Below are 26,706 nucleotides of genomic sequence, written 5' to 3'. Positions count from 1 at the left end.
CAGGCTCGGAGCGGGCCGGGCGTTAGAAGGGGAAGACACCGATCAGGGCGGCGCAGAACGTCATCAGGACGGAGGCGCCGAACAGGAAGGGGATCGCGAATTTCTGGTGTTCGCCGAGCGAGATGCCGGTCAGACCGACCACCAGGAAGGTGGCGGGGGTGAGCGGGCTCACCGGGAAGCCGGTGGTCATCTGGCCGAGGACGGACGCCTGGGCGATTTCGATCGGAGCACCACCGAAGTTCTCGTAGACATGGGCCACGACCGGCATGACGCCGAAGTAGTAGGAGTCCGGATCGAACAGGAGGCTGAGCGGCATGGCGATGATACCGAGGCCGAACGGGATGTGCTGAGCCATCGCCTCCGGCACGAAGCCGGCGGCACTCTGCGCCATCGCGGTCAGCATGCCCGTACCGCGCATAATGCCGGTGAAGGAGCCCGCGGCGAAGAGGATCGTCGCCATCATCAAGGCCGCCTTGGCATGGGCGTCCACCCGCGCCTTCTGATCGTCCACGTTCGGATAGTTGATGACGAGGGCGACGACGGTGCCGATCATGAACATGATGGCGGCAGGAACCACACCCGACATCATCGTCCCGAGCACGCCGAGGGTGAGCAGGATGTTGACCCAGAAGAGCTTCGGACGGCGGGTTTTCTGTTCCGCTTCGGTGAGCACGCGGCCGGTGACGACAGCTTCGCCGGTGGCATCGGCCCCGCCGGTCAGGCCGAGACGCTTCTCTTCGCGCCGCCCCATGATGTAGGCGGTCGTGAAGGTGAACAGGAGACCGACGACCTGCACCAGAATGAGCGGGTTGAAGATGTCGGTGACGGGAACGCTGAGAGCGGCGGAGGCGCGCAGCACCGGGCCGGTCCACGGCAGGAAGTTGACGCCGGCGGCGAGTGACGCGACCAGAGCCAGAACGCGACGATCCATGCCGAGCCGGTCATAGAGCGGCAACATGGCAGGGATGGTGATGAGGAACGTCACCGCACCCGACCCGTCCAGATGGATGATCAGCGCAAGCAGCGCCGTCCCCATGACGATGCGTGTCGGACGCAAGCCGACGGCCTTCAGGATCCGGTCGATGATCGGGTCCATCATGCCGGCGTCGGTGACGATGCCGAAGAAGACGATCGCGAAGACGAACATCGCCGCGACCGGAGCAATTCCTTTGAGCCCATCGACGATGAACTTTGCGGTCTCAAGACCGAAACCGCCAAGGAGGGCGGCAATCAGAGGCACGAGGATCAGAGCGACAAGCGGCGACAGCCGGTTGGTCATGATCGACGTGAGCAGAACGAGGATTGTTATGAGTCCGAGTAGAGCCAACATGGCTTGACCTCAACTGGCTTGCCCCAAGTAACGTATATGTTGGTTCAAGGGGCCCGTTTTTGGGATCTACTGATTTAACAGAAAATACAGGCGCCACTTCTCGTGCGGATTTACCGTCCGCATGACAAAGATATACGTCGCTTAACTGCTTTTGATCTGAGGCAACCTCATCTCAGGAAGAGAATGTGTCAGAAGAGCGACGTTTAAGGAATTGAATTTATTGGAACGGACTAATAGGAAAAAATTATAAATGGACACCTTGGCCTCGCTCTGAGCCGGCGAAGAATGCCCGAAAAATGAGCGCCTTACGTCGACGGCACGCTGTTCCGAGCCTTCGCCCGGCGAACACGCCGAAAGCCGGCATGTCCTTACAGCAGAATTGAGTACACTCCAGAGCAGCCGGCTCACCAGCCGTTGAATCGGGATGGAGCCTTGCAGGCATTCCACCTCCGCTTGGGCCCGCGGAACGAACAACGAAGGGGAAAGCCGATGCGGCTGCACAGGAAATGTTCTTTGCCGGAAAAACGGGCGGACGCGACGCATGGGCCCCCGCCGACAGAGCTATGGCCTGGCAAGTAATACGGTTTTCGCCATGCCGAGACCGCCGGACGGCCATCGGCTCGCCGCCTTTTCGCCCAAATGACAAATGTGGGCGACGCCCCTTTCGCGGTCACCGAAGAACGCCGAGGGTCTTCCCTCTCCGTCCCCTCTCTTCGCCTTATCAGGAGACCTTGCGTTCCACCGCTGCGATCGGCTCCGAACGGCGCACGGAGCGGAAATTCGCGCTCGGAAGGTTGCCCGCCGTGTCCTGCACCGCCTGGATGAAATGCTCCACGACCGGGCTCAGATAGCGGCCCGATTTGCGGATGATGCCGACGCGGCGGTTGAGCCAGGGCGCGTCGATGCGTTTGAAGCCGAGCCCCATCGTATGGCCGGAATCAACCGCCGATGTCGGCAGGATGCCGATGCCGTAGCCCGCCCGCACCATGCCGAGCGCGGTCGACATGTAGTTCACGTCGCCGGCGATATGGACTTCCACCCCCTCACGCGCGAGCGCGCGTTCGAACAGCACCCGCACGCTGCTGGTGCGGCTCGTCAGGATGAGCGGATAGGGCGCGCAATCCTTGATGGTCAGCACCGGCGGCGCGTCCTCGATCGGATGCCCCCGGCGGAAGAAGGCGCAGATATGGTCGGTGATGAAATTCTCGACCTTGATGTCGCGGTCGGGCGTCAGACGGATGCCGATGCCGAAATCGACCTGTTCGGCCTTCACCATGTTGATGATGTCGTCGGCAACCACGTCGCGGATGCGCACGCTGATATTGGGATGCGTGCGCCGAAACGAAACGAGCGCCTTCGGCAGAAGGCTGGCGGAGACGGAAGGAAGGGCGGCCACGCGCACCGCCCCGCGCCGCGCATAGGCGAGATCGGTGCTGGCGATCACCACGTCTTCGAGGTCGGTGACGATGCGTTCAAACATCGGCAAGAGGTTGCGCCCCGCCGGCGTCAGCGACACCTGTCTTTTGTTGCGATCGAAGAGCTTGATGGAGAGGACCTCTTCAAGCTGATTGATCTGCACCGTCAACGCCGGCTGCGAGATGTTGAGATCTTCCGCCGCCCGGGTGAAGCGCAGATGCTTCGCGACGGCGAGAAAGGCCCGAATCTGGCGGACATTGGGTGTCCGTACCGGAGAAACTCTCGCCATATCAGCCTCGCTGAACCCAAGGGGGCGCCGATTGGCGCCGGTGCCGCCCGCCGTCGACGGCAGGCGCTCGCAGCCGCATCGAGCGGACATTTCGGTCCCGAACGCTGGCACCAGAGTTGCGCGAAGAGCACCAGAAAGAACCGCGCCGCTCTTCTAACTCATTCTTTCCACGCAAGAAACGTTCTGCAACGATCGCACCGACGCAGAAAGTCGCAGGCCGGCGCGGAAGCGGTTGATCCGCCCGATCTTTTCGCTGCGCCCCGCAACCGTGGCGGCAGGCCCAGACCTCGGCGGAACCCTCAGGCGCTCGCCACCCGCATCAGCACGAGCCCCGAAACGATCAGGAGCGCAGCCAAAATCCTCACCGCATTCAGCGGCTCCCCGAGAAAGACGATCCCGACGACGAACGCCCCCATCGCGCCGATGCCGGTCCAGATCGTATAGGCGGTGCCGAGCGGGATGCTGCGCATGGCGAGCGCGAGAAGCCACAGGCTCACCGCCATGGCGGCCACTGTAATGAGGGTCGGGACGGGCCGGCTGAAGCCATCGGACTGCTTCATCGCAAAAGCCCAGACGACCTCGAGAATACCGGCGACGACGAGATAGATCCAAGGCACGAGCCCCTCCACATCCGATGGGCCAGGCCGTCCTGGACATTGCAGCCCGAAATGAGCGACCCGAGCTGGGCACCCCGAAACGGGAGAGGTCGTCCTCCTGTGTGCGGGCAAGCCTATCGGCCGCGGCCTCCTCCGCCAAGGCCCCCTGCCGAACCCCCGGGAAGGGCCGTCAAAACACCGCGTGGTCGCCGCGTTCCACACGCGCCTCGCCTTTGACGAGCCGCGCATAGAAATCGAACAGCGTCTCGGTGCCGTAGGACGGCGTCGCCGCCGCGTCGTAGCGCCCGGTCTCGGGATTGAGGAGCAGCATCGATTCCGTCGCATAATAGCGGCCGATCCGGGCGAGCTCCGCCTTGGCGCGCAGCTTCGGCGAGAACCTGCCAAGCCCGCTCAGCCCGGCGATGATCGCATCCATCAGCGCCACCGGCACATGCTTGAATTTCGGCTCCTTGCCCAGAAGCTGAAACAGCCTTTCCCCCTGCTCGATCGGCGTCACCGCATCGCCCGGCCCGCCGATCGGCAGGATCTGGTCGTGGCGGTTGTCGTCATCCACGCATTCGGCGAGATAGCGCCCGAGATCGTCGTCGCTGATCGGCTTGCACGCCGTCAGCCGCCCGTCGCCGAAGAGAAGATAGGGCTTTCCGGCGCGCAGCCGGTCGATCTGGCCGGCAAGCGATTTGAAGAAGGCCGTCGGCCGCACGATCGAATAGGTGAGCCCCGACGCGATCAATTCCTTCTCGAAGGCGAGTTTTGCCTGCTGGAAGGCGAGAAGCGGTTTCTGCACGCAGATCGCCGACAAGAGCACCATCTGGCTCACGCCGGCCTCCCGCGCCGCGACAAGGGCGTCTGAATGCGCCTGATAATCGATCGCCCAGGCATCCTTCTCACCGCCGGTGCGCGAGGCCAGGCAGGAGACGAGAACGTCGAAAGCCTCGCCGGAAAACCCGTCGCGTCTGAGCGAAGCCGGGTCAGTCACCTCGCCGAAGCGCAGTTTTGCCCCCTCCAGAAGCTTCGCCGTCCCCTCCGGCGTCAGCGCCCCGCCGACACCGGCTTTCGGCCGCACGAAACAGACGACCTCATGGCCGCGGGCCATGAGCGCCTTTACCGTGGCACGGCCGATCGTCCCGGTTGCGCCCAGAACGAGGATGCGTTTGGGCTTCAGATCGCTCACATTCTGTGGATCCGTCATCGCTTCGCCAACAGGACTGGCATGGCGCAAAGAAAGTCGTGCATCGCGTCAGCTAGCGGACCGAACCGACTGAACGCAATGGGACAAGACCTCGCTGCGGACCCGGGACAAGGCTCACCCGCCCCGCCTGCGCACCCTCACCCGCGTTCGATCGTGACCTTCACGTCGCTCGGCCGGCCGAAATAGGGTGCCGATGTCACCAGCACGTCGCAGCCCGTCGCCGCGTAGCGCGCCGCATTCGCCTCGTTGACGCCGCCGGCCATCGCCACCACCGGCCGCGGCGTCAGGCTGGCCACCCGCCGCACCATCTCCGCAACCGCCTCCGGCTCGAGCTTTTCCAGCTGGATGACGTCGGCCCCGGCCTTCGCGAGCGCCTCGGCCTCGTCGAGGTCATCGCTCTCCACCACGATCTTCTTCTCCGGCGCGTGCCGCTTCAGCGCCGTCATCCACGCCGCCGTGTCGCCGTCCAGAAACACGCGGTGCTCCGGAAAGACGAGGATCGTTTCCGACAATCCGAGCCGGTGGATGCCGGCCCCGCCGGCCATCACCGCCTTGATGGAAATCTCCTTGGTGCCGGGGAAATTCTTGCGCGTGCAGGCAACCACGATCTCCGGCGCCTCCGCCCGGGCCGCCGCGACGATACGGTTGGCGCGCGTGGCGATGCCGGAGGCGTATTCGACGAGCGTCTGCGACACCTTCCAGGCCTTGTGCAGCGCTGCGGCCGGCCCGACCGCACTCAAAAACACCGTCCCCGCCTCGACCGTCGATCCGCTCGGCAACACCGAGGCGATCTCCCCGCCCGCGCGCCGGATCATCCGCGCCGCCTCTTCGGACGCACACAGCACCATCGCATCGCGGGCGGCAAAGCTCATGCGCCCGGCCTTCCCGCCGATCTGCAGCGCCTGCGTGGTGAGGTCCCCATAAGGCGCATCCTGCGTGAGAAGCCGGTTGAGATCGGCATCGGAAAGATCTGGCATGTGGGATTCCTTCTGATCGTCTGAGAGCGGCGGCTCCGTCCAGCATCGCTGTTGGCGAGACCGGGCACGGAGAAAGCGTATTCAGCAGCATGGCGCGTCACTCCGCGTCTCCGCGAGAGAGACTTTTCGACGCGACGGCTTCCCCGTCCATTCATCCTATCCACGCGGTCTCCAGCCCCGGGCCAGGGGACACGTTCCATTGACCGCTGTAGGTTGAGCTCTATCAGTTATTGCTCCTCCCAGCTGCAAAGGGGTCGACATGTTTGAAATCTGGGGGCCTCTCGCAGGGGGACTTGTCCTGCTGGTCGTCGGAGGGGAGCTGCCGGTGCGCGGCGCCGTTCGGGTTGCGGCCGGAATTGGGGTCTCAGGAAGAGCGGCAACCGCATAGTCCTAACGAACGGCATGCAAACATGTTTCGGGTCCCCCCCCCCACCTGCCGCGAGCAGATGCTCTCCGACGAGGCCGGCCTCACCGGCGAACGCTTCCGCTCGCCTGAAGGGCTGTATACGCCAAGCCCCGATAAGGTGGGGCATCCGGGGATGAACGACTCGCCTACCCTCACTCGGTCGGGAAGGTCGACCCGGCCCGCATCGCTTCCGCCATCTCGCGAGCCTGCCTTATCAGTTGCACATAGGAGTCGTTGGAGCCGTTCGTCATGTGGGTGGCGATGGAAACGTCAAAGCCTCCAACCTGCGTGAATGCGATGACCGACCGGGCGTCGACCACTTTCTTTTCTGTCTTGGCGCGTGTGAACAACTTCACATAAAGAATCGCCGGGTTGTCGCTTTCCACGATTTCCGTCAACGGCCCGGTCTCAAAGCTGACGCCTGTATCCAGGCTTTTGATTACGTCCTCTATTCTGCTATTCACACGCGACCCGGCGACATTCATATCGCGAAATGCGTTTTCCATCGACCTGAGAGCTTGGTCCAGCGTAAGCGGGCTTTTCACCAATTCGCCGTCGATCATGTTCTGGCTGTAGACTATGACCCAATGAGGTGTCACATCCGGCTGATCTGCAAGGTTCTCGATCTCCAGCATCTCACAAGGGAAGAAAAGCGCGATGAGGAAGTTTCCCGACCGCGCCATCTTTTCGCGGTTGTAATTATAAACCTCGCCTTCAAGACCGCTGTCGTCGGGGTCAAGCTGGCACATGCCCTCTGGCGGCGGGATCCGAAAGTCGGCGCTCTCGCCTTCGGCAGGCCACGCGACCCCACTCATCGTCGAAAGGGCAATAGCCATTGCCAATATCAGTCCAATCCGTCGTGGCATGAGCGCTTCCTCTCTGTCTGGGCCGCCGACCGAGAGATCCGTCGATCGATGGAACCGGCAAGCTTCTATGTTGCTTGCGAAAAGGCCGCTTTACGCATGTAAAGACCATGCCCACTCTCTCGATCCAGCCACCAAAACCGCAAAATCGCCGCGGCACTCCTTCGAGTGAGTGAGAAGGCGGCCTGAGCCCCGGCGAGCAACAGTCGTCACCATTGTCCGGCCGCCCCTAATTCGTCCAGCGCCTGATCGCACCACCCAGGCGCGCACAGGCAGGGGGCACGAGAAACGGCGGAGCTTCTGCCCCTCTCTCCTCCATGACCGCCCACCTAATCCCAGCCTGCGCGCTTGCCTCCCCGAAAAGCCGGTGCCAATCATCTGAAGAGGCCCGCTCGGAGACTGGACGTGAACGAAACCCGCACCCGCGCCCTTCTGGCGCTCCTCGTCGTTCTTCTCGCCCTTCTGGTGCTCCAGCCCTATCTCGACCGCCTGTTCTTTTCCGCGACCGCGCCGCGTCCGGTCGCGCCCCGCGCCGAACTCTCCGATTTCGAACGTGCGAGCGTTTCCGTCTTCGAGGAGATCGCCCCCTCCGTCGTCCAGGTCGTGGCGCGTCCGCGCGGCACCCGCTTCGGCCAAAGCGACAGCCTGCAATCGGGCACCGGCTTCGTCTGGGACGAGGCCGGCCACATCGTCACCAACAACCATGTGGTGGAGAACGCCGCGTCGATCTCCGTCCGCCTGGCCGATGACGACGTGGTGCCGGCAACGCTCGTCGGCCGCGCCCCCAATTACGATCTCGCCGTCCTGCGCCTCGCCCCGCGCGCGCGCATGCCGCCGCCGGTGCCGCTCGGCACCACCGACGACTTGAAGGTCGGCCAGACCGCCTATGCGATCGGCAACCCCTTCGGCCTCGACCAGTCGCTGACGATGGGCATCATCTCCGCCCTGAAACGCCGCCTGCCGACGAGCGGCGGCCGCGAGATCGCCGACGTCATCCAGACCGATGCGGCGATCAATCCCGGCAATTCCGGCGGCCCCCTGCTCGATTCCGCCGGCCGTCTCATCGGCATCAACACGGCGATCTTCTCGCCGTCCGGCGCCAATGCCGGCATCGGCTTCGCCATCCCCGTCGATGTCGCGAACCGCGTCGTCCCCTCCCTCATCTCCTCGGGGCGCGTGCCGACACCCGGCATCGGCATTCTGGCGGCAGATGAATCGATCGCCGCCCATCTCGGCATATCGGGCGTCGTCATCGCCGGAATCGTGCCGGGCTCGCCCGCCGACCGGGCCGGCATCGAAGGCCTCAATCAGTACCGCGGCACCATCGGCGACATCATCGTCGGCATCGACGGCGAGGAAGTCCGCGGCCTCACCGGCCTCACCAAAGAGCTCGAAGCGGCGGGCGTCGGCGGCACTGTCGAGCTCACGCTCGAGCGCGACGGCCGCACCCGCGACGTCACCGTCGATGTGGTCGATATCGGCCAGCAATAAAGCGCGGCCTCCAGGTTTATCTCAGCGTCGCTTGCAGAGCGCCGTGCGGCGCCCCGCACGGCACCTCGTCACGCCCAAAAGACATCGCACAATGTGCGTATACGTGAACCCTCAGGCAGCGCCGTCAGCTTTCCGCCACCGTCGTCCGTGGCCTCATCTTCCAGCATTTCCAAAGTTTTTCGGTCGTTTTCCGCATTGTTGAGGAAACGGTTGCACAGCGCCGGAAGAGCCGCCACTATAGCCATAACGAATACATTAATAATCCAAGGCGAGGAAACGTATGGCATCGGTGACGTTCCGCGACGTCCGCAAGGCGTTCGGATCGGTGGAAGTGTTGCACGGCGTCTCGATCGATATCGAGGAAGGCCAGTTCGTCGTGCTCGTCGGACCTTCGGGCTGCGGAAAGTCCACGCTCCTGCGCATGCTGGCAGGTCTGGAACACATCACCGCCGGCGAGATTTTGATCGGGGATCGCGTCGTGAACGCGCTGCCGCCCAAAGAGCGCGACATCGCCATGGTGTTTCAGAACTACGCGCTCTACCCCCACATCACGGTGGCGGAAAACATGGGCTTCTCCCTGAAGCTCAAGGGCGTCTCCAAGAAGGAGATCGAAAGCCTCGTCTCGCCCGCCGCGGAAATGCTCGGCCTGTCCCATCTCCTCGACCGCTATCCGCGCCAGCTCTCCGGCGGCCAGCGCCAGCGCGTCGCCATGGGCCGCGCCATCGTCAGAAAGCCGCAGGTCTTCCTCTTCGACGAGCCCTTGTCGAACCTCGACGCCAAATTGCGCGTCTCCATGCGCACGGAGATCAAGAACCTCCATCAGCGCCTGAAGACCACCACCGTCTACGTCACGCACGACCAGATCGAGGCGATGACCATGGCCGACAAGATCGTCGTCATGCATGACGGCATCGTCGCCCAGGTCGGTGCACCGCTCGATCTCTACGACCGGCCGGAAAACCTCTTCGTCGCGGGCTTCATCGGCTCGCCGGCGATGAACATGGTGACCGGCACCCTCGACGCGAACGACCGCAACATCTTCGTCACCGGCGACGGCGAGCGTCTGCCGATCGCCGAGCCCGGCGATGCCGAACCCGGGCGCGAGATGATCTACGGCGTGCGCCCGGAACACTTTCAGCTCGGCGGCGACACCACGCTCCGCGTGGAAGTGGTCGAGCCGACGGGCTCCGAGACCCATGTCATTGCCTTCCTCGGCGAAACGGAGATCGTCTGCGTCTTCCGCGAGCGCATCTCCGCCGGCCCCGGCGACGAGCTCAAAGTCACCATCGACGCGGGTTCCGTCCATCTCTTCGATGCCAGGGAGGGCGACCGGCTCTCCGTGTGAGCGCCTTGACGATTTGAATGGGTGAAATCTCCGGCCAAAGGCCGGCCAGAAGGGCAAAAAGCCCTCATCGCTGCGGTCGCGGGAGCCGCAAGAAGCGCATCAAAAAACATCCCGCAACGTGGAGGAAACCGACAATGCCAATCGATCGCAGAACCTTTCTGAGCGGCACGGCGAGCCTTGCCGCCGGCGCCGCCTTTTCCGGCGTCCCGGGCGCCCGCCGGGCGTTCGCCCAATCCGCCGGCATGACGTTTCAGCCGGAAGAAGGCGCTTCGCTTCGCCTCCTGCGCTGGGTGCCCTTCGTCACCGGCGAGGAAGAGGCCTGGAACGCCAACACCAAGGCCTTCACCGAGGCGACGGGCGTCGAGGTCCGCATCGACCAGGAAAGCTGGGAGGATGTCCGTCCGAAAGCTGCGGTTGCCGCCAATGTCGGCTCGGGTCCCGATATGGTGATGAGCTGGTTCGACGATCCCTTCCAGTATCCCGACAAGCTCGTCGACGTGACCGATCTCGCCACCAAACTCGGCGAGGCGCATGGCGGCTGGTACGAAGGTCTCGAAGGCTATGCCCGTCAGGACGATAGCTTCATCGCCGTCCCGCTCTGCGCCATCGGCAACGCCGTCTGCTACCGCCAGAGCCATATGGAGAAAGCCGGTTTCTCCGAATTCCCGGAGGATACGGACGGCTTCCTGGAACTCTGCAAGGCGCTGAAGGCGAACGGCACGCCCGCCGGCTTCCCGCACGGCAAGGCCGTCGGCGACGGCAACAATTACGCCCATTGGCTTCTCTGGAGCCATGGCGGCATGATGGTCGACGAAAACAGCAACGTGACGATCAACAGCCCGGAGACGAAGGCCGCGATCGAATACGCCAAGGCGCTCTACGAGACCTTCATTCCGGGCACGGAAAGCTGGCTCGACATCAACAACAACCGCGCCTTCCTCGCCGAGCAGATCTCGCTGACGGCAAACGGCGTCTCGCTTTATTACGCCGCCGCCAAGGATCCGGCGATGAAGGAGATCGCCGAGGATATCCGCACGGTGAACCTGCCGGTCGGCCCGATCGGAAAATCGGTCGAGCTTCACCAGACCTCGACGCTCTCGATCTTCAAGCACTGCAAATATCCGCAGGCGGCGAAGGCCTATCTGGAATTCATGTACCAGTCGGACAAGATGAACGCCTGGATCGAAGGTGCCAGCGCCTATTGCTGCCAGGCGCTCAAAGAATTCGCCGACAATCCGGTGTGGACGTCGAACCCGGTGCACGAGCCTTATTCGCGCGCCTCTGAAAGCCTGCGGCCGAACGGCTATGCCGGCCCGCTCGGACCGGCCTCCGCCGGCGTCATGGCCGATTACGTCCTCGTCGACATGTTCGCCGAGGCCGTCACCGGTCAGCGCTCGCCCGAAGACGCAATGGCGAACGCGGAACGCCGCGCCAGGCGCTACTACAGCTGAGGCACCGGGGGGAGCCGGGCGCCGGCTACGGCCGGCGCCCGTTATCTCAAAGCCCCCTCAGACAGTGAGCGCGCGCCCTTAAGCCGCCGCGCCGACCAAAAGATGAGACAGGCTCACAATGACGGATGTGCCGCTGACCCCACGCCGCTCGCTGCTTTCGAGGTTCCTGGAGAGCCGCAACGGCCTCGGGCTTCTTTTCATGCTGCCGGCGGCGGTTTTTCTCCTGTGCTTCCTGACCTATCCGCTCGGTCTCGGCGTCTGGCTCGGCTTCACCGACACGCGCATCGGCCGCACCGGCGAATTCATCGGCCTTGAGAATTACATCTGGCTCTTCGACGACCCGATCTTCTGGCTGTCGGTCTACAACACCATTCTCTACACCGTCGTCGCCTCGGTCCTGAAATTCGGCCTCGGCCTCTGGCTCGCCCTCATCTTGAACGAGCATCTGCCCTTCAAGACCTTCTTCCGGGCGATCATCCTCTTGCCCTGGGTGGTGCCGACGGTTTTGTCCGCGCTGGCCTTCTGGTGGATCTACGACAGCCAGTTCTCGATTATTTCCTGGGTCTTGATGCAATGGGGGCTGATCGATGCGCCGATCAACTTCCTCGGCCAGCCGAACCATGCCCGCGCCTCGGTGATCGCCGCCAATGTCTGGCGCGGCATTCCCTTCGTGGCGATCTCGCTTCTCGCCGGCCTGCAGACGATCCCGCAATCCCTGAACGAGGCGGCAGCGCTCGACGGCGCCACCTCCTGGCAGCGCTTCACCAAGGTGACGCTGCCGCTTCTGACCCCGATCATCGCCGTCGTCATGACCTTCTCGGTGCTCTTCACCTTCACCGATTTCCAGCTCATCTACGTTCTGACGCGCGGCGGACCGGTCAACGCCACGCATCTGATGGCCACCCTCTCCTTCCAGCGCGCCATTCCCGGCGGCCAGCTCGGCGAAGGTGCGGCGATTGCGGTCGCCATGATCCCCTTCCTGCTCGCCGCCATTCTGTTCTCGTTCTTCGGGCTGCAGCGCCGCCGCTGGCAGCAGGGCAACGACTGAGGAAACGCACCCATGGCCAAGAAAAGCCTCAGCCCCGCAGCCTCCACCCGCGACGACACGGAGGGCATGGATCAGTTCAACACGGTGACGCGGCGCATCCTCGTCGTCTATCTGCCGCTCGCCGTCTTCATCTTCGTGCTGCTCTTCCCGTTCTATTGGATGGCGATCACGGCGATCAAACCGGACCATCAGCTCACCAATTACGACCGCTACAGCCCCTTCTGGGTGGTCGAGCCGACGCTCGACCATATCCGCTACCTGCTCTTCGAGACGTCCTATCCGGGCTGGCTGTGGAACACGATGCTGGTCGCCTTCGCCTCCACCTTCCTGTCGCTGTTTGCCTCCGTCCTCGCCGCCTATGCGATCGAGCGCATCCGCTTCACCGGCGCGCGCACCACCGGCCTCCTCATCTTCCTCGCCTATCTGGTGCCGCCGTCGATCCTCTTCATTCCGCTCGCCTTCATCGTCTTCCAGGTCGGCATCTTCGATTCCCGCCTGGCTCTCATCCTCACCTATCCGACCTTCCTCATCCCGTTCTGCACCTGGCTGTTGATGGGCTATTTCCGCACCATCCCCTTCGAGCTTGAGGAAAGCGCCCTCGTCGACGGTGCCTCGCGCTTCCAGATCCTGACGAAAGTCATCCTGCCGCTCGCCGTCCCCGGCCTCATCTCCGCGGGCATTTTCGCCTTCACCCTGTCGTGGAACGAATTCATCTACGCGCTCACCTTCATCTCCTCCTCGGAGAACAAGACGGTGCCGGTCGGCGTCCTCACCGAGCTCGTGCGCGGCGACATCTACGAATGGGGAGCCCTGATGTCCGGCGCCCTCCTGGGCTCGCTGCCGGTCGTCATCCTCTATTCCTTCTTCGTCGACTACTACGTCTCGTCGATGACGGGTGCGGTGAAGGAATAGGCGTACTGGAAACACGGTCCGAGCCAAAAAAAAACGCGCATGGCGCGGCTTGGACCGTGCAACGGGGCGCAGCATGGCGCGGCGCCTCCTTCAAAGGGCCTGACGACATAGCCTGACGACAGTCTGAGGACGACAGGGCGGCATGGCCGCCCTTCTGCGTTATGGGCTCGAAGTCCTTACCGCGTGCAGACAGCGGGCCTTCCCGGCCGCCTCAGGCGACGGGGCTCAGCAGCGGCTCGCCCTTGAGATGCGCGCGCAGATTGTCGACCACCATCTGCCCCATCGCCGCGCGCGTCTTGTGCGTGGCGCTGCCCTGATGCGGCGACAAGACGACATTGTCGAGCGCCTTCAGTTCGTCCGGCACGTTGGGCTCGTCGGCAAAAACGTCGAGCGCCGCGCCGCCGAGCCCGCCGGATTGCAGGAGCCCGATCATCGCCGGCTCGTCGACGAGCGAGCCGCGCGCCATGTTGACGAGCATCCCCTCCGGCCCGAGCGCCTCCATCACGCCGCGGCTGACGATGCCTTGCGTCTCTTTGGATCCCGGCGCGATCACCACCAGCCAGTCGCAGGCCTTCGCCATCTCGGTGAGGTCGGCGAAATAGGGATAGGGCTCGTGCGCCTGCTTGTGGCGGCCGTGATAGACGACCTCCATCTTGAAGACCTGCAGCCGCCTGGCAATCTCCTTGCCGATGCGCCCGAGCCCGAGAATGCCGGCGCGCGCCCCGCGGAGTTCGTCGGTCAGCGAAAAATCGCCCCCCGGCCAGCGCCCCTCGCGCACATAACGGTCGGTCTGCGGCAGTCGATGGGCGAGCGCAATCATCAGCCCCACCGTCATCTCCGCCACGCAATCGTTGAGGACGTCGGGCGTGTTGGTCACGTGCACCCCCGCCCGCTTCGCCGCCTCCACATCGACGGCGTCATAGCCGACGCCGAAGGAGGAAATGATCTCGAGCTTCGGCAGCGCCTCGATGATCTTCGCCGAACAGCCATGGTGCCCGCCGGTCGCGACGAAGCGCACCCGTTCGCCGATCTCGGAGAGAAGCGCCTCCTTGTCGTCCGCCGCAAAATAGCGATGGACGGTAAAATCCTTCTCGATCTCGGCAGTCACCGCGTCGGCGAGAGGGCCGACCATCAAAAGCTCGGGTCGTGTCATGACATCTTCCATTCGTTTTCAGGGGCCCCCTCATCCTTGAGGGAGATCCTCCTTGGGAGAGGCCGCGGAGCCCGCCCATCGCCGTCGCAGATAGAGGATGATCGGGATCGACCAGACCACGATCGTAAAGATGCCGAGCCCCGCCGCGATCGGCCGCTCGAAGAAGGCGAGAAAACTGCCATCGGCCTTGATCATCGAGGTGATAAAATTCTGCTCCAGCATCGGCCCGAGCACGAGGCCGAGGATCGCCGGGGCGATCGGAATGTCGTTTTCCTCCATGATGAAGCCGAGCACGCCGAAGATCAGCATCAGGAGAACGCCGAAAACCGAATTGTTGATGGCGAACGAGCCGACGATGCAGAAGAGCAGAATGACCGGCATCAACACCCGGTTCGGGATCGAAAGAAGCGTCGAGGCGCCTTTGATCGCCACCCAGCCGAGCGGCAGCATGATGATGTTCGCCAGAAAGAACACCATGAACACCGCATAGATCAGCTGCGGATCGTTGATGAACACGGTCGGGCCCGGATTCATGCCTTTGACGTAGAGAACGCCGATCACGATCGCGGTGATGGAATCGCCCGGAATGCCGAAGACGAGCGCCGGGATCCAGGCGCCGGAAACGGCGCCGTTGTTGGACGCCCCGGCCTCCACCAGACCCTCCACATGCCCGCGCCCGAACTTCTCCTTCTGCCGCGAAAACTGCTTGGAGACGGCATAGGAAATCCACGCCGCGATATCGGCGCCGGCGCCTGGAAGCGCGCCGATCGCCGTCCCCGTCGCGCTCCCGCGCAGCATCTGGATCGGATAGCGGCGGATATTCGTCCATTGCCGCGTGAACACCGTATGCTTGCCGGAGCGATCGACGCTCGGCCGATCCTTCGAATAGACGATCGAGCGCAGAACCTCCGACACGGCAAAGAGCCCGATCATCGCCGGAATGAACTGCACGCCGGCCAAAAGCTCGACATTGCCAAAAGTGTAGCGCGGCTGTCCGGCCGGATTGTCGATGCCGATCGTCGCCGCAAAAAGCCCGATCAGAAGCGAAATCATGCCGCGCGTGACGGAGCTCGGCGACACGAAGATGGCGCAGGAGAGCCCCAAAAGCACGAGCCAGAAATATTCGAACGAGGAGAATTTGAGCGCGATTTCGGCAAGCGCCGGCGCCGTCGTCACAAGCACAATGGTGCCGAAGATGCCGCCGATCGAGGAAAACACGAGAACCGCGCCCAGCGCCTCGTCGCCACGCCCGTCCTGCGTCATCCGATAGGCGTCTTCGACATAAGCGGCACTCGCCGGCGTCCCCGGCATGCGCAACAGCGCGCCCGGAATGTCGCCGGCGAAGATCGCCATCGCGGTCGCCGTCACGATCGCCGCGATCGCCGGCACCGGATCCATAAAGAAGGTGATCGGCACCAGAAGCGCCGTCGCCATCGTCGCCGTCAGACCCGGGATCGCACCAACGAAGAGCCCGAAACAGGCCGACGCGAAGATGACGAGAAGCACATAGGGCTGAAAGACGAGGCCCGCGGCCTGCGCGAGAATATCCATCGTCGTCACCACAAAAAGGAAAGAAAGTCGTTGCGCGGCAGCGGCACCAGGAGAAGCCGCCCGAAGGTCTGCTGCACCAGGATCGTGGCGAAGATCGCCACCGGCACGGCGACGATAATGCGCGTGCGCAAGGTCAGCATGAAGACGAGGAGAATGAGGAAGGCGATCGGCACGAAGCCGACGCGCTCGGAAAAGACGATATAGACGACGATCAGCGCCAAAGCCGTCGCCACCCCGACCACCGCCGCTGGCGATCTCGCCCAGTCGGCAAGCGCCACCGCCCGCCCGGGAAAGCCCGCCAGCGCGCTTTTCGCCACCATGAAGATGCCGAGCCCGGCCGCCACGATGCCGATGGCGTTCGGCATGGTTTCGGCCCCATAGGCCTGGCCCGGAATGGGAGAGAAGTTCCTCGCTGAGACGAGGATCGCGGCCGCACCGATCAGAACCAGCACGCCGAGCACGAAATCATTGAATTTCATCGCAGGTTCCCGGCAGATGGCGGCGCCCGCAGGCGCCGCCGATCGCCCTTATTCGGCCGCGAGCCCGGCCTCTTTCATGACGCGCCCAAGGCTCTCATCGTCGGATGCGACGACCTCCGTCGCCTCTTCCGGCCCCGCCCAGCGCATGCCGAACCCGCGATCGGCCATGAACTTCTTGTATTCTTCGCTGTTGTAGGCCTTCTCGACGGCCCCCGCGAGTTTCGCCTTCACGTCGTCCGGCAGACCCTTCGGCGCCGCAACCGTGCGCCACACCGCAAGCGTCCAGTCGGACCCCACGGCCTCCTTCAGCGTCGGCACGTCCGGGAACATCTCCTGGCGCTCCTCCGACATCGACGCGAGCGGACGCACCTTGCCGGCCTCGATCATCGAGCGGCCTTCCGCCAGCGACGACGGAACGAGGTCGACACCGCCCGCCACCATATCGGTGATGCCCGCGGCCGAACCCTGGCTCGGCACCCAGGTGATCTGATCGGGCGGCAGATCTTCCGACAACATCCAGCCGAGAAGGCCGAGATGCCAGATGCCGCCCTGCCCGGTGCCGGACGCCTTCAAAGACCCCTTCGGCTCGGACTTGATCGCGTCGAGAAGATCCTGCGCCGTCTCGTAATCGGAATCGGCCGACACCATGACGCCGCCCGGATCGGCGTTCACCATCGCCAGGAAATCGAAGTCCTTGTAGGTGAGATCCGTCAGCCCCTGCCAATGCATCATGTCGATCTCGATCGTCACGATGCCGATCGTGTAGCCGTCCGGCTTGGCCGTCGCGATGGCGCTATGGCCGACGACGCCCGACCCGCCGGTGCGGTTGACGACATTGACCGGCACGCCGAGCTCTTCCTGCAGGATCGAAGCGAAGATGCGCCCGACGGCATCGGTGCCGCCGCCCGCACCCCAGGGCACGATCATCTGGATCGGACGATTGGGATAATCGGATTGCGCCATCGCGGCCGGCGCGCCGCACACGGCTGTGGCGAGAAGCGCCGCGGCCGCGGCGAGAAAGGTTCTTTTGCGCATATGTCCTCCCGGTGCGCGATGTCTGTTCTTGGCAGGCCTCTTCTGCGGAGGCGCTGCCCGGCTGCGTCATGCGCAGCTCTTTTTGTTCACGGAGAAACTATCTCCCGCAGTACCCGGCAATGTCAATGTATACGTTGTGGCTAAGCCGAGAGCTGCAACGCTTTTCCATTCGCCGGCGCAGCATGGGCTGCGCCGGCGGAAATCCTCCTCCTCAGGCCGCGACGACTTTCTGCCGCTGCGTGCCGAGCCCTTCGATGGCCAGTTCCATCACGTCGCCGACCTTCAGATAGACAGGCGGCTTCATACCCATGCCCACGCCCGGCGGTGTGCCGGTGGAAATGACGTCGCCCGGCATCAGCGTCATGAACTGCGACAGATACGAAACGACATGCGGCACGTTGAAGATGAGCGTGTTGGTGTTGCCGCTCTGGCGCCGCTCGCCGTTGACGTCGAGATGCATGTCGAGATTGTGCGTCTCGGCGACGGCATCGCGTGTGACGAGCCAGGGTCCGAGCGGGCCGAACGTGTCGTGGCTCTTGCCCTTCGTCCACTGGCCCATGCGCTTCGTCTGGAAGTCGCGTTCGGAGACGTCGTTCATGATGGCGAAGCCCGCCACATGCTGCATCGCCTCGTCCTCGGACACGTATTTGGCGCGCTTGCCGATGATGACGGCAAGCTCCACCTCCCAGTCGAGCGCCTTGGAGCCGCGCGGCATCTCCACGTCGTCATTGGGCCCGCAGAGCGCCGACAACGCCTTGGCGAAGATGATCGGCTCGCTCGGCGGCTCCGCACCGGTCTCCGCCGCATGGTCGGAATAATTGAGGCCGATGCACAGGATCTTCGAAACCTGGCCGACGCACGGGCCGAAGCGCGGATTGCCCGCGACCTTCGGCAGGGACGTGGGATCGAGCGCGCGCAGTCTCTCGAGCCCGGCATCGGAGATCACCTCCCCGGCGATGTCGTCGACCTCGCCGGACAGATCGCGCAGCGCGCCCTCGTCGTCGATGAGGCCGGGCTTTTCCTGGCCGGCAGGGCCGTAGCGAACGAGCTTCATGGCATCCTTTCTCGGATTGTCTTGGGGGATTTCAAAAATCAGTAGACGGCGCGGCCGCCGGAAATGTCAAAGACGGCGCCCGTCGAAAACGAGCAATCCTCCGAGGCGAGCCAGCAGATCATCGCCGCCACCTCGGACGGCTCCACGAACCGGTTCATCGGGATCTTCGACAGCATGTAGTCGATATGCTCCTGCGTCATCTGATCGAAGATCGCCGTGCGGGCCGCCGCCGGCGTGATGCAATTGACGAGGATGTTGTGGCCGGCGAGCTCCTTGCCGAGCGATTTGGTGAGCCCGATCAGCCCCGCCTTCGAGGCGGAATAATGCGAGGCGTTGGGATTGCCTTCCTTGCCCGCGATCGAGGCGACATTGACGATCCGCCCATAGCCCTTTTCGAGCATCAGGGGCACGACGGCATGGCTCGTGAGAAACGGCGCCACGAGATTGACCTCGATCACCTTGCGCCAGGTGTCGGGATCGAGCTCCCAGGTCTTGGCGTTGCCGCCGGTGATGCCGGCATTGTTGACGAGAATGTCGATGCCACCGGCCTTCTGGGCCGCCTCTTTCGCGGCCTCCGCCACCGCCCCCGCATCCGTCAGCTCGACGACGGCGCCGCTCGCTTTCTCGCCGAGTTCGCCGAGCGCATTCTCGATCGCTGCTCCGTCGATGTCCCAGATGACGGCCCGCCCGCCGCTGTCGAGCACGCGTTTGGCCGTCGCAAAGCCGATGCCGCGGGCGCCGCCGGTGATGACGGCCGTGCGGTTTTCAAGGTCGATCCTGTTCATGGGGCGTGTTCCTCGTATCGTTTATCGCTGCCGCTTTGCCGCGGATTGGTCGTTTGCGCAGAGAAGATGGATGCGGGCAGCCTCACGCCGGCCCCCGCCGCAGAAGTTCGAGCGCCAGCCGGTCGGCGCGGTCGCGGTGCTGCTGATGCAGATGCGCCGCGCGGCGGATATCGCGCTCCACCACGGCCTGAAGGATCGCCCGATGCTCGCGGTCCGACTGCGCCGTGCTCGGCCGCATATGCACGATCGCCATGCGCGCCCGGTATTGCTGATCCCAGTATTGGCGCAGGGTCGCGCACAGCCGGTTGTTGCCGCTGAGGCTGACGAGCTCGGAATGAAATTGATCGTCGAGATGCGACCAGCGCACCGGGTCTTCGCGCTGCGTCGCCCGCTCCAGCTGGTCGAGAATGCCGGAAAGCCGCCGCCCGTCGTTCGTCTCGATGCCGCGCCTTGCGGCAAGCTCCACGGCCTTCACTTCGAGCGTCGAAAACACGTCGTAGATGTCGGAGAGATCGTCGATCGACTGCGCCCGCACGCTGATGCCGTGACGCGGGCGCACATCGACGAGCCCTTCCTCTTCGAGCTTGATCAGGGCTTCCCGCACCGGCGTGCGCGACAGGCCGAGAAGGTTCGCCACCTCCGCTTCGAGAAGCGTCGTTCCGGGCGGCAGCCGGCCTTCCATGATGCGGAATTTGAGCTCGTGATAGGCGCGCTCGCGCGCCGGCATGTCGGCGACGCCTTCAAGGCTCGGCCGCCCGCGCGCACCTGTCACCGCCGGCGGCACGGGCCGCCGCCGGGCATTGTCCGCCGGCGCTCTCACGCCCGCCGCATCCAGGGGCTCGCCGCCCGCAGCGTTGTCACGATCCTGTCTCATGTTTGATGCCGTTGAGCTCCGCCACGATGTCGGCGATGCGCGGCAGATATTCCTCGCCATGCCCGGTCGCATCGGCGGTGGCGAAATTGTTCTTCACCGCCGAGGAGACATGCGAGGCGATGCCGCTTTCGTTCGCCAGGGACACGACATAGCGCATATCCTTATGCGCATTCTTGAGCGCGAATTTGTGCGCCTCGGGATCGCGCTCCACCACCCATTTCATGAAAGTCTGGTAGAAGCCGCAATCCATCCGCCCGCCGCCGATGATGGAATGAAAGGTCGCCGCATCGAGGCCGTTCTTCGCCCCGATCGCCAGCGCCTCCGAATAGATCGCGGCATAGCCGAGCGACAGGAAATTGTTGAGAAGCTTCATCGTGTGGCCGGCACCCGGCTCGCCGACGCGCACGATCTTGCCGGCCCAGGTGGCGATGATCGGATGAACGCGGTCGAAATCCGCCTCGCTCGCCCCCACCATGGCATCGAGAAGCCCTTCCCAGGCCTCCTTCGGCGTGCGCGACAAAGGCGCATCGATGAGCGTCACGCCGTCCGCCCGGCACTTTTCGACGAGGGCGCGCGTCGACACCGGATTGCTGGTCGAGGTGTCGATGAGCGTCTTGCCCGAAGCCCCCGCCGCCAGGATTTCGCCGACGACGGCTTCCACCTGCGGGCTTCCCGGCAGACACAGAAAGATGACGTCGGAGGCCTCCGTCAGCGCCGCGACATCCTTCGCCTCTTTGGCGCCGCGGCCCTTCAGATCCTCCACCGGCGCGCGGTTGCGGTGGCCGAGAATCGTCAAGGGATAGCCCTTTTCGACGAGATTCTTCGCCATGCCCTGGCCCATCAGCCCGACGCCGATGAAGCCGATCTGCGGTTTTTCGCTCATGATCCCGTCTCCTTTTCGCGTCGCGCCTCTTCGTCGGCGATATGCGCGCGGATGATGGAGGCGAAATCGGCATCGGCGGAAAAGCCCGCCTCGCGCGCCCGCTGTGTCTCGAAGTCGCGCGGCCAGCCATGGACCATGCCGCGGATCGCCTCGTCCGGCTCGCGCCGGATGCGCCCCGCGACCTCGTCGCCCGCCACCTCCTGCAGGATCGCGATCATCTCGCCGACCGTCACCGAAAGCCCCGGCATGTTGAGCGAGCGCCGCGGCCCGAGCGTCGACGTATCCATTGTCGCCGCATGCATCAGAAACCCGACGGCCGCCGCCGGGCTCGCGATCCAGTGGCGCACATCGTCTTCGACCGGCAGCACGGCCTCGACCCCCGCCAGCGGCTCGCGGATGATGCCGGAGAAGAAGCCGGACGCGGCCTTGTTCGGCTTGCCCGGCCGCACCACGATCGTCGGCAGGCGGATGCCCACCCCGTCGACGAAACCCTTGCGCGTGTAATCGGCGAGAAGGAGCTCCGAGATCGCCTTTTGCGTGCCGTAGCTCGTCAAAGGCGCCGACAAAAACGTGTCGGAAATTTTCTCCTCAAACGGCGCGCCGAAGACGGCGATCGAGGAGGTGAAGACGAGCCGCGGCCGATACGCCTCGCCCGCCTGTCGGATCGCCTCGAGGAGATGGCGGGTCCCGTCGAGATTGATGCGGTAGCCCTTGTCGAAATCCGCTTCCGCCTCGCCCGAGACGATGGCCGCGAGATGGAAGATCACGTCCGGCTGGCGCGTAATCAGCCCTTCGACCGTCTCCGCGGACGCGATATCGCCCGCCTCGCAGGTCACCGTGATCGTCTCCGGCACATCCGGATAGTCCGGCGCCACCACGTCGAAGGCATCGATCGCCGCAATCGCCCGCCCGCCGAGCTCCTTGTCGGCAAGCAGCCTCTCGACCAGGCGCCGCCCGACCATGCCGGCCGCGCCGAGCACCAATATCCGCATCAAATCCTCCCTGACCCTTCGGGCCTTTTATCGTTCAAAGCGACCAGCCGCCGTCGATCACCTGCGTGGTGCCGGTCGTGAAACCGCTTTCCTCCGAGCCGAGATAGATGGCGAGATTGGCGATCTCGTCGGGCGTGCCGATCCGGCCGATCGGCTGACGCTCGACGAACATCGCCCGCGCCTTTTCCACACCGCCCACCTCTTCGCCGAGCGCAGAAATCCGCGCTTCCAGCGACGGGCTCTCGATCGTGCCCGGGCAGATGGCGTTGCAGCGGATGCCCTTGCGGATGAAGTCGATGGCGATCGAGCGCGTCAGCCCGATCACCGCCGCCTTCGTCGCCATATAGACGTAGCGATTGGGCGCGGCTTTGATCGAGGAGGCCGCCGACGACATGTTGATGATCGACCCGCCCCCGTTCTCCAGCATGCGCGGCAACAAGGCCGAGATCGTGCGGTGCATGGAGGTGACGTTGAGGTCGAACGAAAAATCCCAGTCCTTGTCGTCGCAATCGAGCACCGTGCCGTGGTGCACGAAGCCCGCGCAATTGAAGAGGATGTCGGGCGTGTCGACGGTCTTCATATAGGAGCCGACAGCGCGCCCGTCCGTCACGTCGAGCACGGCCGTATCGACCTCGCCCAGAGTATTAAGCCCCTTCAGCTTCTCGGCGTCGAGATCGGTCGCGTAAACGCGCGCCCCCTCTTCCAGAAACCGTTCCGCCACGCGGCGGCCGATCCCCTGCCCCGCCGCTGTACACACTGCGATCTTTCCCTCAAGTCGCCGCCCCATCAGGCTTCCTCCGTTCCTCGTTTATTGATTTTTGCGGGAGGGTTAGGCCCTCCACACATTCTTGAGATGCTTTGCTTTTCACGCCGCCCGCCGCCCGTCTGACGCCGCCCGCCGCGCCAGACGCGGAGCCCATGAACCGTGACCGCTAGTGATTGTCGCGCGGAATGCCGCTCGTCTGGGCGATGCGGTGGTATTTGACCGCCGGCTCCAAAACCATGCCGGTTTCGAGCTGCGAGACCATGGCGCGCTGGATCTCCTGCCAGGGCGTCTGGCTCTCCGGGAAGGGATAGCCGCCCGCCTCTTTCAGCGCCTCGCGCCGCTGTTCAAGCTCCTCGTCGCTGATGAGGATATTCGCCTCCCCGCGGCCGAGATCGATGCGCACGCGGTCGCCCGTCTTCAAAAGTCCGAGACCGCCACCGGCCGCCGCCTCAGGCGAGGCGTTGAGGATCGAGGGCGACCCCGACGTGCCCGATTGCCGCCCGTCGCCGATGCACGGCAGCGAATGCACGCCCCGCTTCAGGAGATAATCGGGCGCGCGCATGTTCACGACCTCCGCCGCACCCGGATAGCCGATCGGCCCCGCCCCGCGCATGAACAGGATGGTGTTCTCGTCGATCTGAAGCGCCGGATCGTCGATGCGGTGATGATAATCCTCCGGCCCGTCGAAGACGGCCGCCTTGCCCTCGAACGCCATCGGATCGTCGGGATTGGAGAGATAGCGCTCGCGGAATTCGGTGGAGATCACCGAAAGCTTCATGATCGCCGAGGAGAAGAGATTGCCCTTGAGGACGCGGAACCCCGCCCCTTTCAGAAGCGGCTGGTCGAACGGGCGGATGACGTTGAGATCGGCAATCTCGGCGCCGCGGCAATTGTCGCCCATCGTCTGCCCATTCACCGTGATCGCCGCTTCGTTGATGAGCCCCGCCCCCATCAGCTGGTTGACGACCGCCGGCACGCCGCCCGCGTGATAATAATCCTCGCCGAGATACTCGCCCGCCGGCTGCAGATTGACGAGAAGCGGAATGTCCTCGCCATAGGTCTGCCAGTCGTCGATCGAAAGCTCCACGCCGACATGCCGCGCGAGCGCGTTGAGATGGATCGGCGCGTTGGTCGAGCCGCCGATCGCCGAATTCACCCGGATCGCATTGATGAAGGCATCGCGTGTCAGGATATCCGACGGCTTCAGGTCATCGCGCACCATGTCGACGATGCGAAGCCCCGTCAGATACGAGACCTCCTGCCGGTCTCGGTAGGGTGCCGGGATCGCGGCCGACCCCGGCAATTGCATGCCGAGCGCTTCGGCGAGCGAATTCATCGTCGAGGCCGTGCCCATCGTGTTGCAATAGCCGGTCGAAGGCGCCGAGGAGGCGACGAGCTTGACGAAGCCCGGATAGTCGATCTCACCGGCGGCCAGCAATTCGCGCGCCTTCCACACGATCGTGCCGGAGCCCGTCCGCTCGCCGCGGAACCAGCCGTTCAGCATCGGCCCGACGGAGAGCGCGATCGCCGGAATGTTGACCGTCGCCGCCGCCATCAGGCACGCCGGCGTGGTCTTGTCGCACCCGATCGTCAGCACCACGCCGTCGAGCGGATAGCCGTAGAGCACCTCGACGAGCCCGAGATAGGCGAGATTGCGGTCGAGCGCCGCCGTCGGCCTCTTGCCCGTCTCCTGGATCGGATGCACCGGAAACTCGATCGCGATGCCGCCGGCCTCGCGAATGCCGTCGCGCACGCGCTTGGCGAGCTCGAGGTGATGCCGGTTGCACGGCGAAAGGTCGGAACCCGTCTGCGCGATGCCGATGATCGGCTTGCCCGATTGCAGCTCTTCCTGGGACAGGCCGAAATTCAGGTAGCGCTCCAGATAAAGCGCCGTCATATCGGGGTTGTCGGGGTTGTCGAACCAGGCACGCGAGCGCAGTTGCGGCAGATTGGCAGCGTCGGTCATCTCATCTCCAAAGGGTTTGACCCGCCGGAAAGGCTCGTCGCGGGTCGCCCGATTGCCAACAACGTATACCTCATTGTCGGGGCCTTTCAACGGCCTTTAGGTAGAGAACTGGCCAGGCGGAAATCCTACTGCATACGCAAAATGCGGGCGAAAGCCCGCTCCGCCTAGCGCGCCCGCCGCGCAAATCCCCCAAAAATCGAGAAAGAAAAAGGCCCACCCGCAACCGATGCGGGCAGGCCTCTGCAGAAAGCGAAATGTCGATGCGCGGTTAGCGCGTGCCGTCGAGATAGCGCTGAAGCGTCTTCTCGGTTCCCTCGTCCCACAGCGTGCGCAGCCAATGCGCGAAAAGCTCGCGGAAATCGTCGGAGCGCCCGACATCGCCATAGACATCGTCCATGCCGAGCCATTCGCCGGGATCGGCGCGCGCCGCCTGCGCCTTCGGCACGAGCAGATCCCAGTTCGGGTCGTTCGGCTCGATGACGGCGCCGCTTTCCGTCTCGCCGAAGCAATAGCGGCACCACAGCGCCGATTCGAGCGCGAGGCCGGTCACGTCGCGCCCCTCCTTCAGCCGGTCGGCGATCGTCGGCACGATGAATTTCGGCTGCCGGTTGGAGCCGTCGAGGCAGAGACGGCGCACCGTGTCGCCGATCTTCGGATTGGCGAAGCGGCGCTTGATCTCGCCGAAATAGACCTGCAGATCCGTATCCGGCACCGGCGGCACGGCCGGCACGATCTCATCCTGCTCGATCTTCTCCAGGAACGCCGAAACGAGCGGATGCTCCATCGCCTCGTGCACGAAATGGATGTCGAGAAGCCCCGCCGGATAGGCGATCACCGCATGCCCGCCGTTCAGAATCCGGATCTTCATGATCTCGAACGGCGTCACGTCCGGCACGAACTGCACGCCGACATTTTGAAGCGCCGGCCGTCCGGCCGGGAAATTGTCCTCAAGCACCCATTGCTTGAAATCCTCGCAGAACACCGGCCAGGCATCTTCGACGCCGAATTCCTCTTGAAGCAGCCGGCGCTCCCGGTCCCCCGTCGCCGGCGTGATCCGGTCGACCATGCCGTTCGGAAAGGCGACGTTCTCGGTGATCCAGTCGGCAAAGGCGGGGTCTGACAGCCGGGCCGTCCCGGCGACGGCGTTCTTCGCCACCACGCCATTGTGGGGGATATTGTCGCACGACATCACGGTGAAAGCCTGAAGTCCGCGGCCCCGCCGCTCCTTGAGCCCCGCCGCGATCAGCCCGAAGACGGTCTTCGGATCGTCGGGCGTCTTGCCGTCGGCGGCGATTGCCGGATGCTCCGGATTGAAGCGCCCGGTGGAATCGATGAAGTAGCCGCCCTCCGTCACCGTCAGCGAGACGATGCGGATCGCAGGATCGGCGAGTTTTTCGATGATCGCCTGCGCATCGCCCACGGGCAGCATGCCGACCATGGCGCCGGTGACGCGCGCATTGAAAGATGCCGCCGACTGATCGACGACCGTCGTCAGAAAATCCTGGCCGTCGAGCGCCTGGCGCATCTTTTCGTCGCCCGCCATGACGCCGGCGCCGAGGATCGCGAAATCGTGGTCGCGCCCGGTTTCAAACAGCTCGTCGAGATAGACGGCCTGATGCGCGCGGTGAAAATTGCCGATGCCGAAATGCAAAATCCCGGCCGACAGCCCGGCCCGGTCATAGCCTGGGACATGCACCCTCGGCGCCATTTCGCTCAGGTTCTCGGCTGCAAGCTTCGTCGTCATGTCACTCCTTCCGGGGTGGAGGAACGTCCTCTCCGAACCCCTCCGGGGCCGCGCCCCATTCGATAAGTCCGCACTTCCCGGCCCTGCGAG

General features: G+C 64.2%; 24 protein-coding genes. 5 read left to right on the top strand and 19 right to left on the bottom strand.

Annotated elements, in window-relative coordinates; all coding sequences use genetic code 11:
* Positions 1-22: 22 nt before the first annotated feature.
* From EO094_RS05915 to EO094_RS05885, 6 genes are all read right to left on the bottom strand, one after another.
* Entirely contained in the window at positions 23-1,330 is a 1,308-nt protein-coding gene (locus tag EO094_RS05915) for a CitMHS family transporter (RefSeq protein WP_128291321.1), read from the bottom strand.
* A 721-nt stretch (positions 1,331-2,051) separates the two neighbouring features.
* A complete protein-coding gene (locus EO094_RS05910) occupies positions 2,052-3,035 on the bottom strand; it encodes a LysR family transcriptional regulator (protein WP_128291320.1) in 984 nt (327 codons plus the stop codon).
* A gap of 299 nt (positions 3,036-3,334) precedes the next feature.
* Positions 3,335-3,652 carry a DMT family transporter gene (locus tag EO094_RS05905; RefSeq protein ID WP_128291319.1) on the bottom strand — a complete coding sequence of 106 codons (318 nt, stop codon included), beginning with the start codon at positions 3,650-3,652 and terminating at the stop codon, positions 3,335-3,337.
* A 169-nt stretch (positions 3,653-3,821) separates the two neighbouring features.
* A complete protein-coding gene (locus EO094_RS05900; protein WP_128291318.1) occupies positions 3,822-4,841 on the bottom strand; it encodes an NAD(P)H-binding protein in 1,020 nt (339 codons plus the stop codon).
* Positions 4,842-4,978: 137 nt separating this feature from the next.
* A complete protein-coding gene (modD, locus tag EO094_RS05895) occupies positions 4,979-5,818 on the bottom strand; it encodes a ModD protein (RefSeq protein ID WP_128291317.1) in 840 nt (279 codons plus the stop codon).
* A gap of 558 nt (positions 5,819-6,376) precedes the next feature.
* On the bottom strand, positions 6,377-7,090 hold the full coding sequence (locus EO094_RS05885) for a hypothetical protein (protein ID WP_128291316.1): 714 nt from the start codon (positions 7,088-7,090) through the stop codon (positions 6,377-6,379).
* A gap of 402 nt (positions 7,091-7,492) precedes the next feature.
* On the opposite strand from EO094_RS05885, the gene EO094_RS05880 reads away from it, so the two are divergent.
* Positions 7,493-8,578, top strand: coding sequence for a S1C family serine protease (locus tag EO094_RS05880; RefSeq protein WP_128291315.1), 1,086 nt, complete (start codon positions 7,493-7,495; stop codon positions 8,576-8,578).
* Positions 8,579-8,646: 68 nt separating this feature from the next.
* Here EO094_RS05880 and EO094_RS05875 read toward each other — a convergent pair whose 3' ends face one another.
* Positions 8,647-8,865, bottom strand: coding sequence for a hypothetical protein (locus EO094_RS05875; protein WP_128291314.1), 219 nt, complete (start codon positions 8,863-8,865; stop codon positions 8,647-8,649).
* Between EO094_RS05875 and EO094_RS05870 the strand changes: the two genes are divergently transcribed.
* The 4 genes from EO094_RS05870 (at position 8,859) to EO094_RS05855 (ending at position 13,334) form a co-directional block, all read left to right on the top strand.
* Positions 8,859-9,923, top strand: a complete 1,065-nt coding sequence (locus EO094_RS05870) for an ABC transporter ATP-binding protein (RefSeq protein ID WP_128291313.1) — start codon at positions 8,859-8,861, stop codon at positions 9,921-9,923. The genes EO094_RS05875 and EO094_RS05870 overlap by 7 nt on opposite strands.
* Positions 9,924-10,057: 134 nt before the next feature.
* Positions 10,058-11,374, top strand: a complete 1,317-nt coding sequence (locus EO094_RS05865) for an ABC transporter substrate-binding protein (protein WP_128291312.1) — start codon at positions 10,058-10,060, stop codon at positions 11,372-11,374.
* 118 nt (positions 11,375-11,492) lie between these two features.
* Positions 11,493-12,422, top strand: a complete 930-nt coding sequence (locus EO094_RS05860; protein WP_128291311.1) for a carbohydrate ABC transporter permease — start codon at positions 11,493-11,495, stop codon at positions 12,420-12,422.
* A 12-nt stretch (positions 12,423-12,434) separates the two neighbouring features.
* Positions 12,435-13,334: a carbohydrate ABC transporter permease gene (locus EO094_RS05855; RefSeq protein ID WP_128291310.1), complete on the top strand. Its 900-nt coding sequence runs from the start codon at positions 12,435-12,437 to the stop codon at positions 13,332-13,334.
* Between the two features lie 211 nt (positions 13,335-13,545).
* Here EO094_RS05855 and EO094_RS05850 read toward each other — a convergent pair whose 3' ends face one another.
* The 12 genes from EO094_RS05850 to EO094_RS05795 all read right to left on the bottom strand — a co-directional run bounded on the left by EO094_RS05850 (position 13,546) and on the right by EO094_RS05795 (position 26,616).
* Positions 13,546-14,487, bottom strand: a complete 942-nt coding sequence (locus EO094_RS05850) for a 2-hydroxyacid dehydrogenase (protein WP_128291309.1) — start codon at positions 14,485-14,487, stop codon at positions 13,546-13,548.
* A 30-nt stretch (positions 14,488-14,517) separates the two neighbouring features.
* Complete coding sequence (locus EO094_RS05845; RefSeq protein ID WP_128291308.1) at positions 14,518-16,038, bottom strand: tripartite tricarboxylate transporter permease; 1,521 nt, start codon at positions 16,036-16,038, stop codon at positions 14,518-14,520.
* A 5-nt stretch (positions 16,039-16,043) separates the two neighbouring features.
* The gene (locus tag EO094_RS05840; protein ID WP_128291307.1) at positions 16,044-16,517 is read right to left on the bottom strand and encodes a tripartite tricarboxylate transporter TctB family protein; all 474 of its coding nucleotides are present in this window, start codon (positions 16,515-16,517) and stop codon (positions 16,044-16,046) included.
* Between the two features lie 48 nt (positions 16,518-16,565).
* On the bottom strand, positions 16,566-17,552 hold the full coding sequence (locus tag EO094_RS05835) for a tripartite tricarboxylate transporter substrate binding protein (protein ID WP_128291306.1): 987 nt from the start codon (positions 17,550-17,552) through the stop codon (positions 16,566-16,568).
* Positions 17,553-17,763: 211 nt separating this feature from the next.
* Positions 17,764-18,606 (bottom strand): fumarylacetoacetate hydrolase family protein, encoded by an 843-nt coding sequence (locus tag EO094_RS05830; protein ID WP_128291305.1) that lies wholly within the window; start codon positions 18,604-18,606, stop codon positions 17,764-17,766.
* 38 nt (positions 18,607-18,644) lie between these two features.
* Positions 18,645-19,391, bottom strand: a complete 747-nt coding sequence (locus EO094_RS05825; protein WP_128291304.1) for an SDR family oxidoreductase — start codon at positions 19,389-19,391, stop codon at positions 18,645-18,647.
* An 82-nt stretch (positions 19,392-19,473) separates the two neighbouring features.
* A complete protein-coding gene (locus EO094_RS05820) occupies positions 19,474-20,265 on the bottom strand; it encodes a GntR family transcriptional regulator (protein ID WP_128291303.1) in 792 nt (263 codons plus the stop codon).
* Positions 20,249-21,148, bottom strand: coding sequence for an NAD(P)-dependent oxidoreductase (locus EO094_RS05815; protein ID WP_128291302.1), 900 nt, complete (start codon positions 21,146-21,148; stop codon positions 20,249-20,251). The genes EO094_RS05820 and EO094_RS05815 overlap by 17 nt, the downstream gene beginning before the upstream one ends.
* A complete protein-coding gene (denD, locus tag EO094_RS05810) occupies positions 21,145-22,140 on the bottom strand; it encodes a D-erythronate dehydrogenase (RefSeq protein ID WP_128291301.1) in 996 nt (331 codons plus the stop codon). The genes EO094_RS05815 and denD overlap by 4 nt, the downstream gene beginning before the upstream one ends.
* A gap of 34 nt (positions 22,141-22,174) precedes the next feature.
* A complete protein-coding gene (locus EO094_RS05805; protein ID WP_128291300.1) occupies positions 22,175-22,927 on the bottom strand; it encodes an SDR family oxidoreductase in 753 nt (250 codons plus the stop codon).
* Positions 22,928-23,072: 145 nt separating this feature from the next.
* On the bottom strand, positions 23,073-24,872 hold the full coding sequence (locus tag EO094_RS05800) for an IlvD/Edd family dehydratase (protein ID WP_128291299.1): 1,800 nt from the start codon (positions 24,870-24,872) through the stop codon (positions 23,073-23,075).
* A gap of 268 nt (positions 24,873-25,140) precedes the next feature.
* Positions 25,141-26,616, bottom strand: a complete 1,476-nt coding sequence (locus EO094_RS05795) for a mannitol dehydrogenase family protein (RefSeq protein WP_128291298.1) — start codon at positions 26,614-26,616, stop codon at positions 25,141-25,143.
* Positions 26,617-26,706 lie beyond the last annotated feature (90 nt).

It is taken from the genome of Afifella aestuarii, assembly GCF_004023665.1.
GTDB classification, from domain to species: Bacteria; Pseudomonadota; Alphaproteobacteria; order Rhizobiales; family Afifellaceae; genus Afifella; species Afifella aestuarii.
Note: the sequence above shows the minus strand (reverse complement) of the source record. Positions and strands in the feature narration are given on the sequence as shown.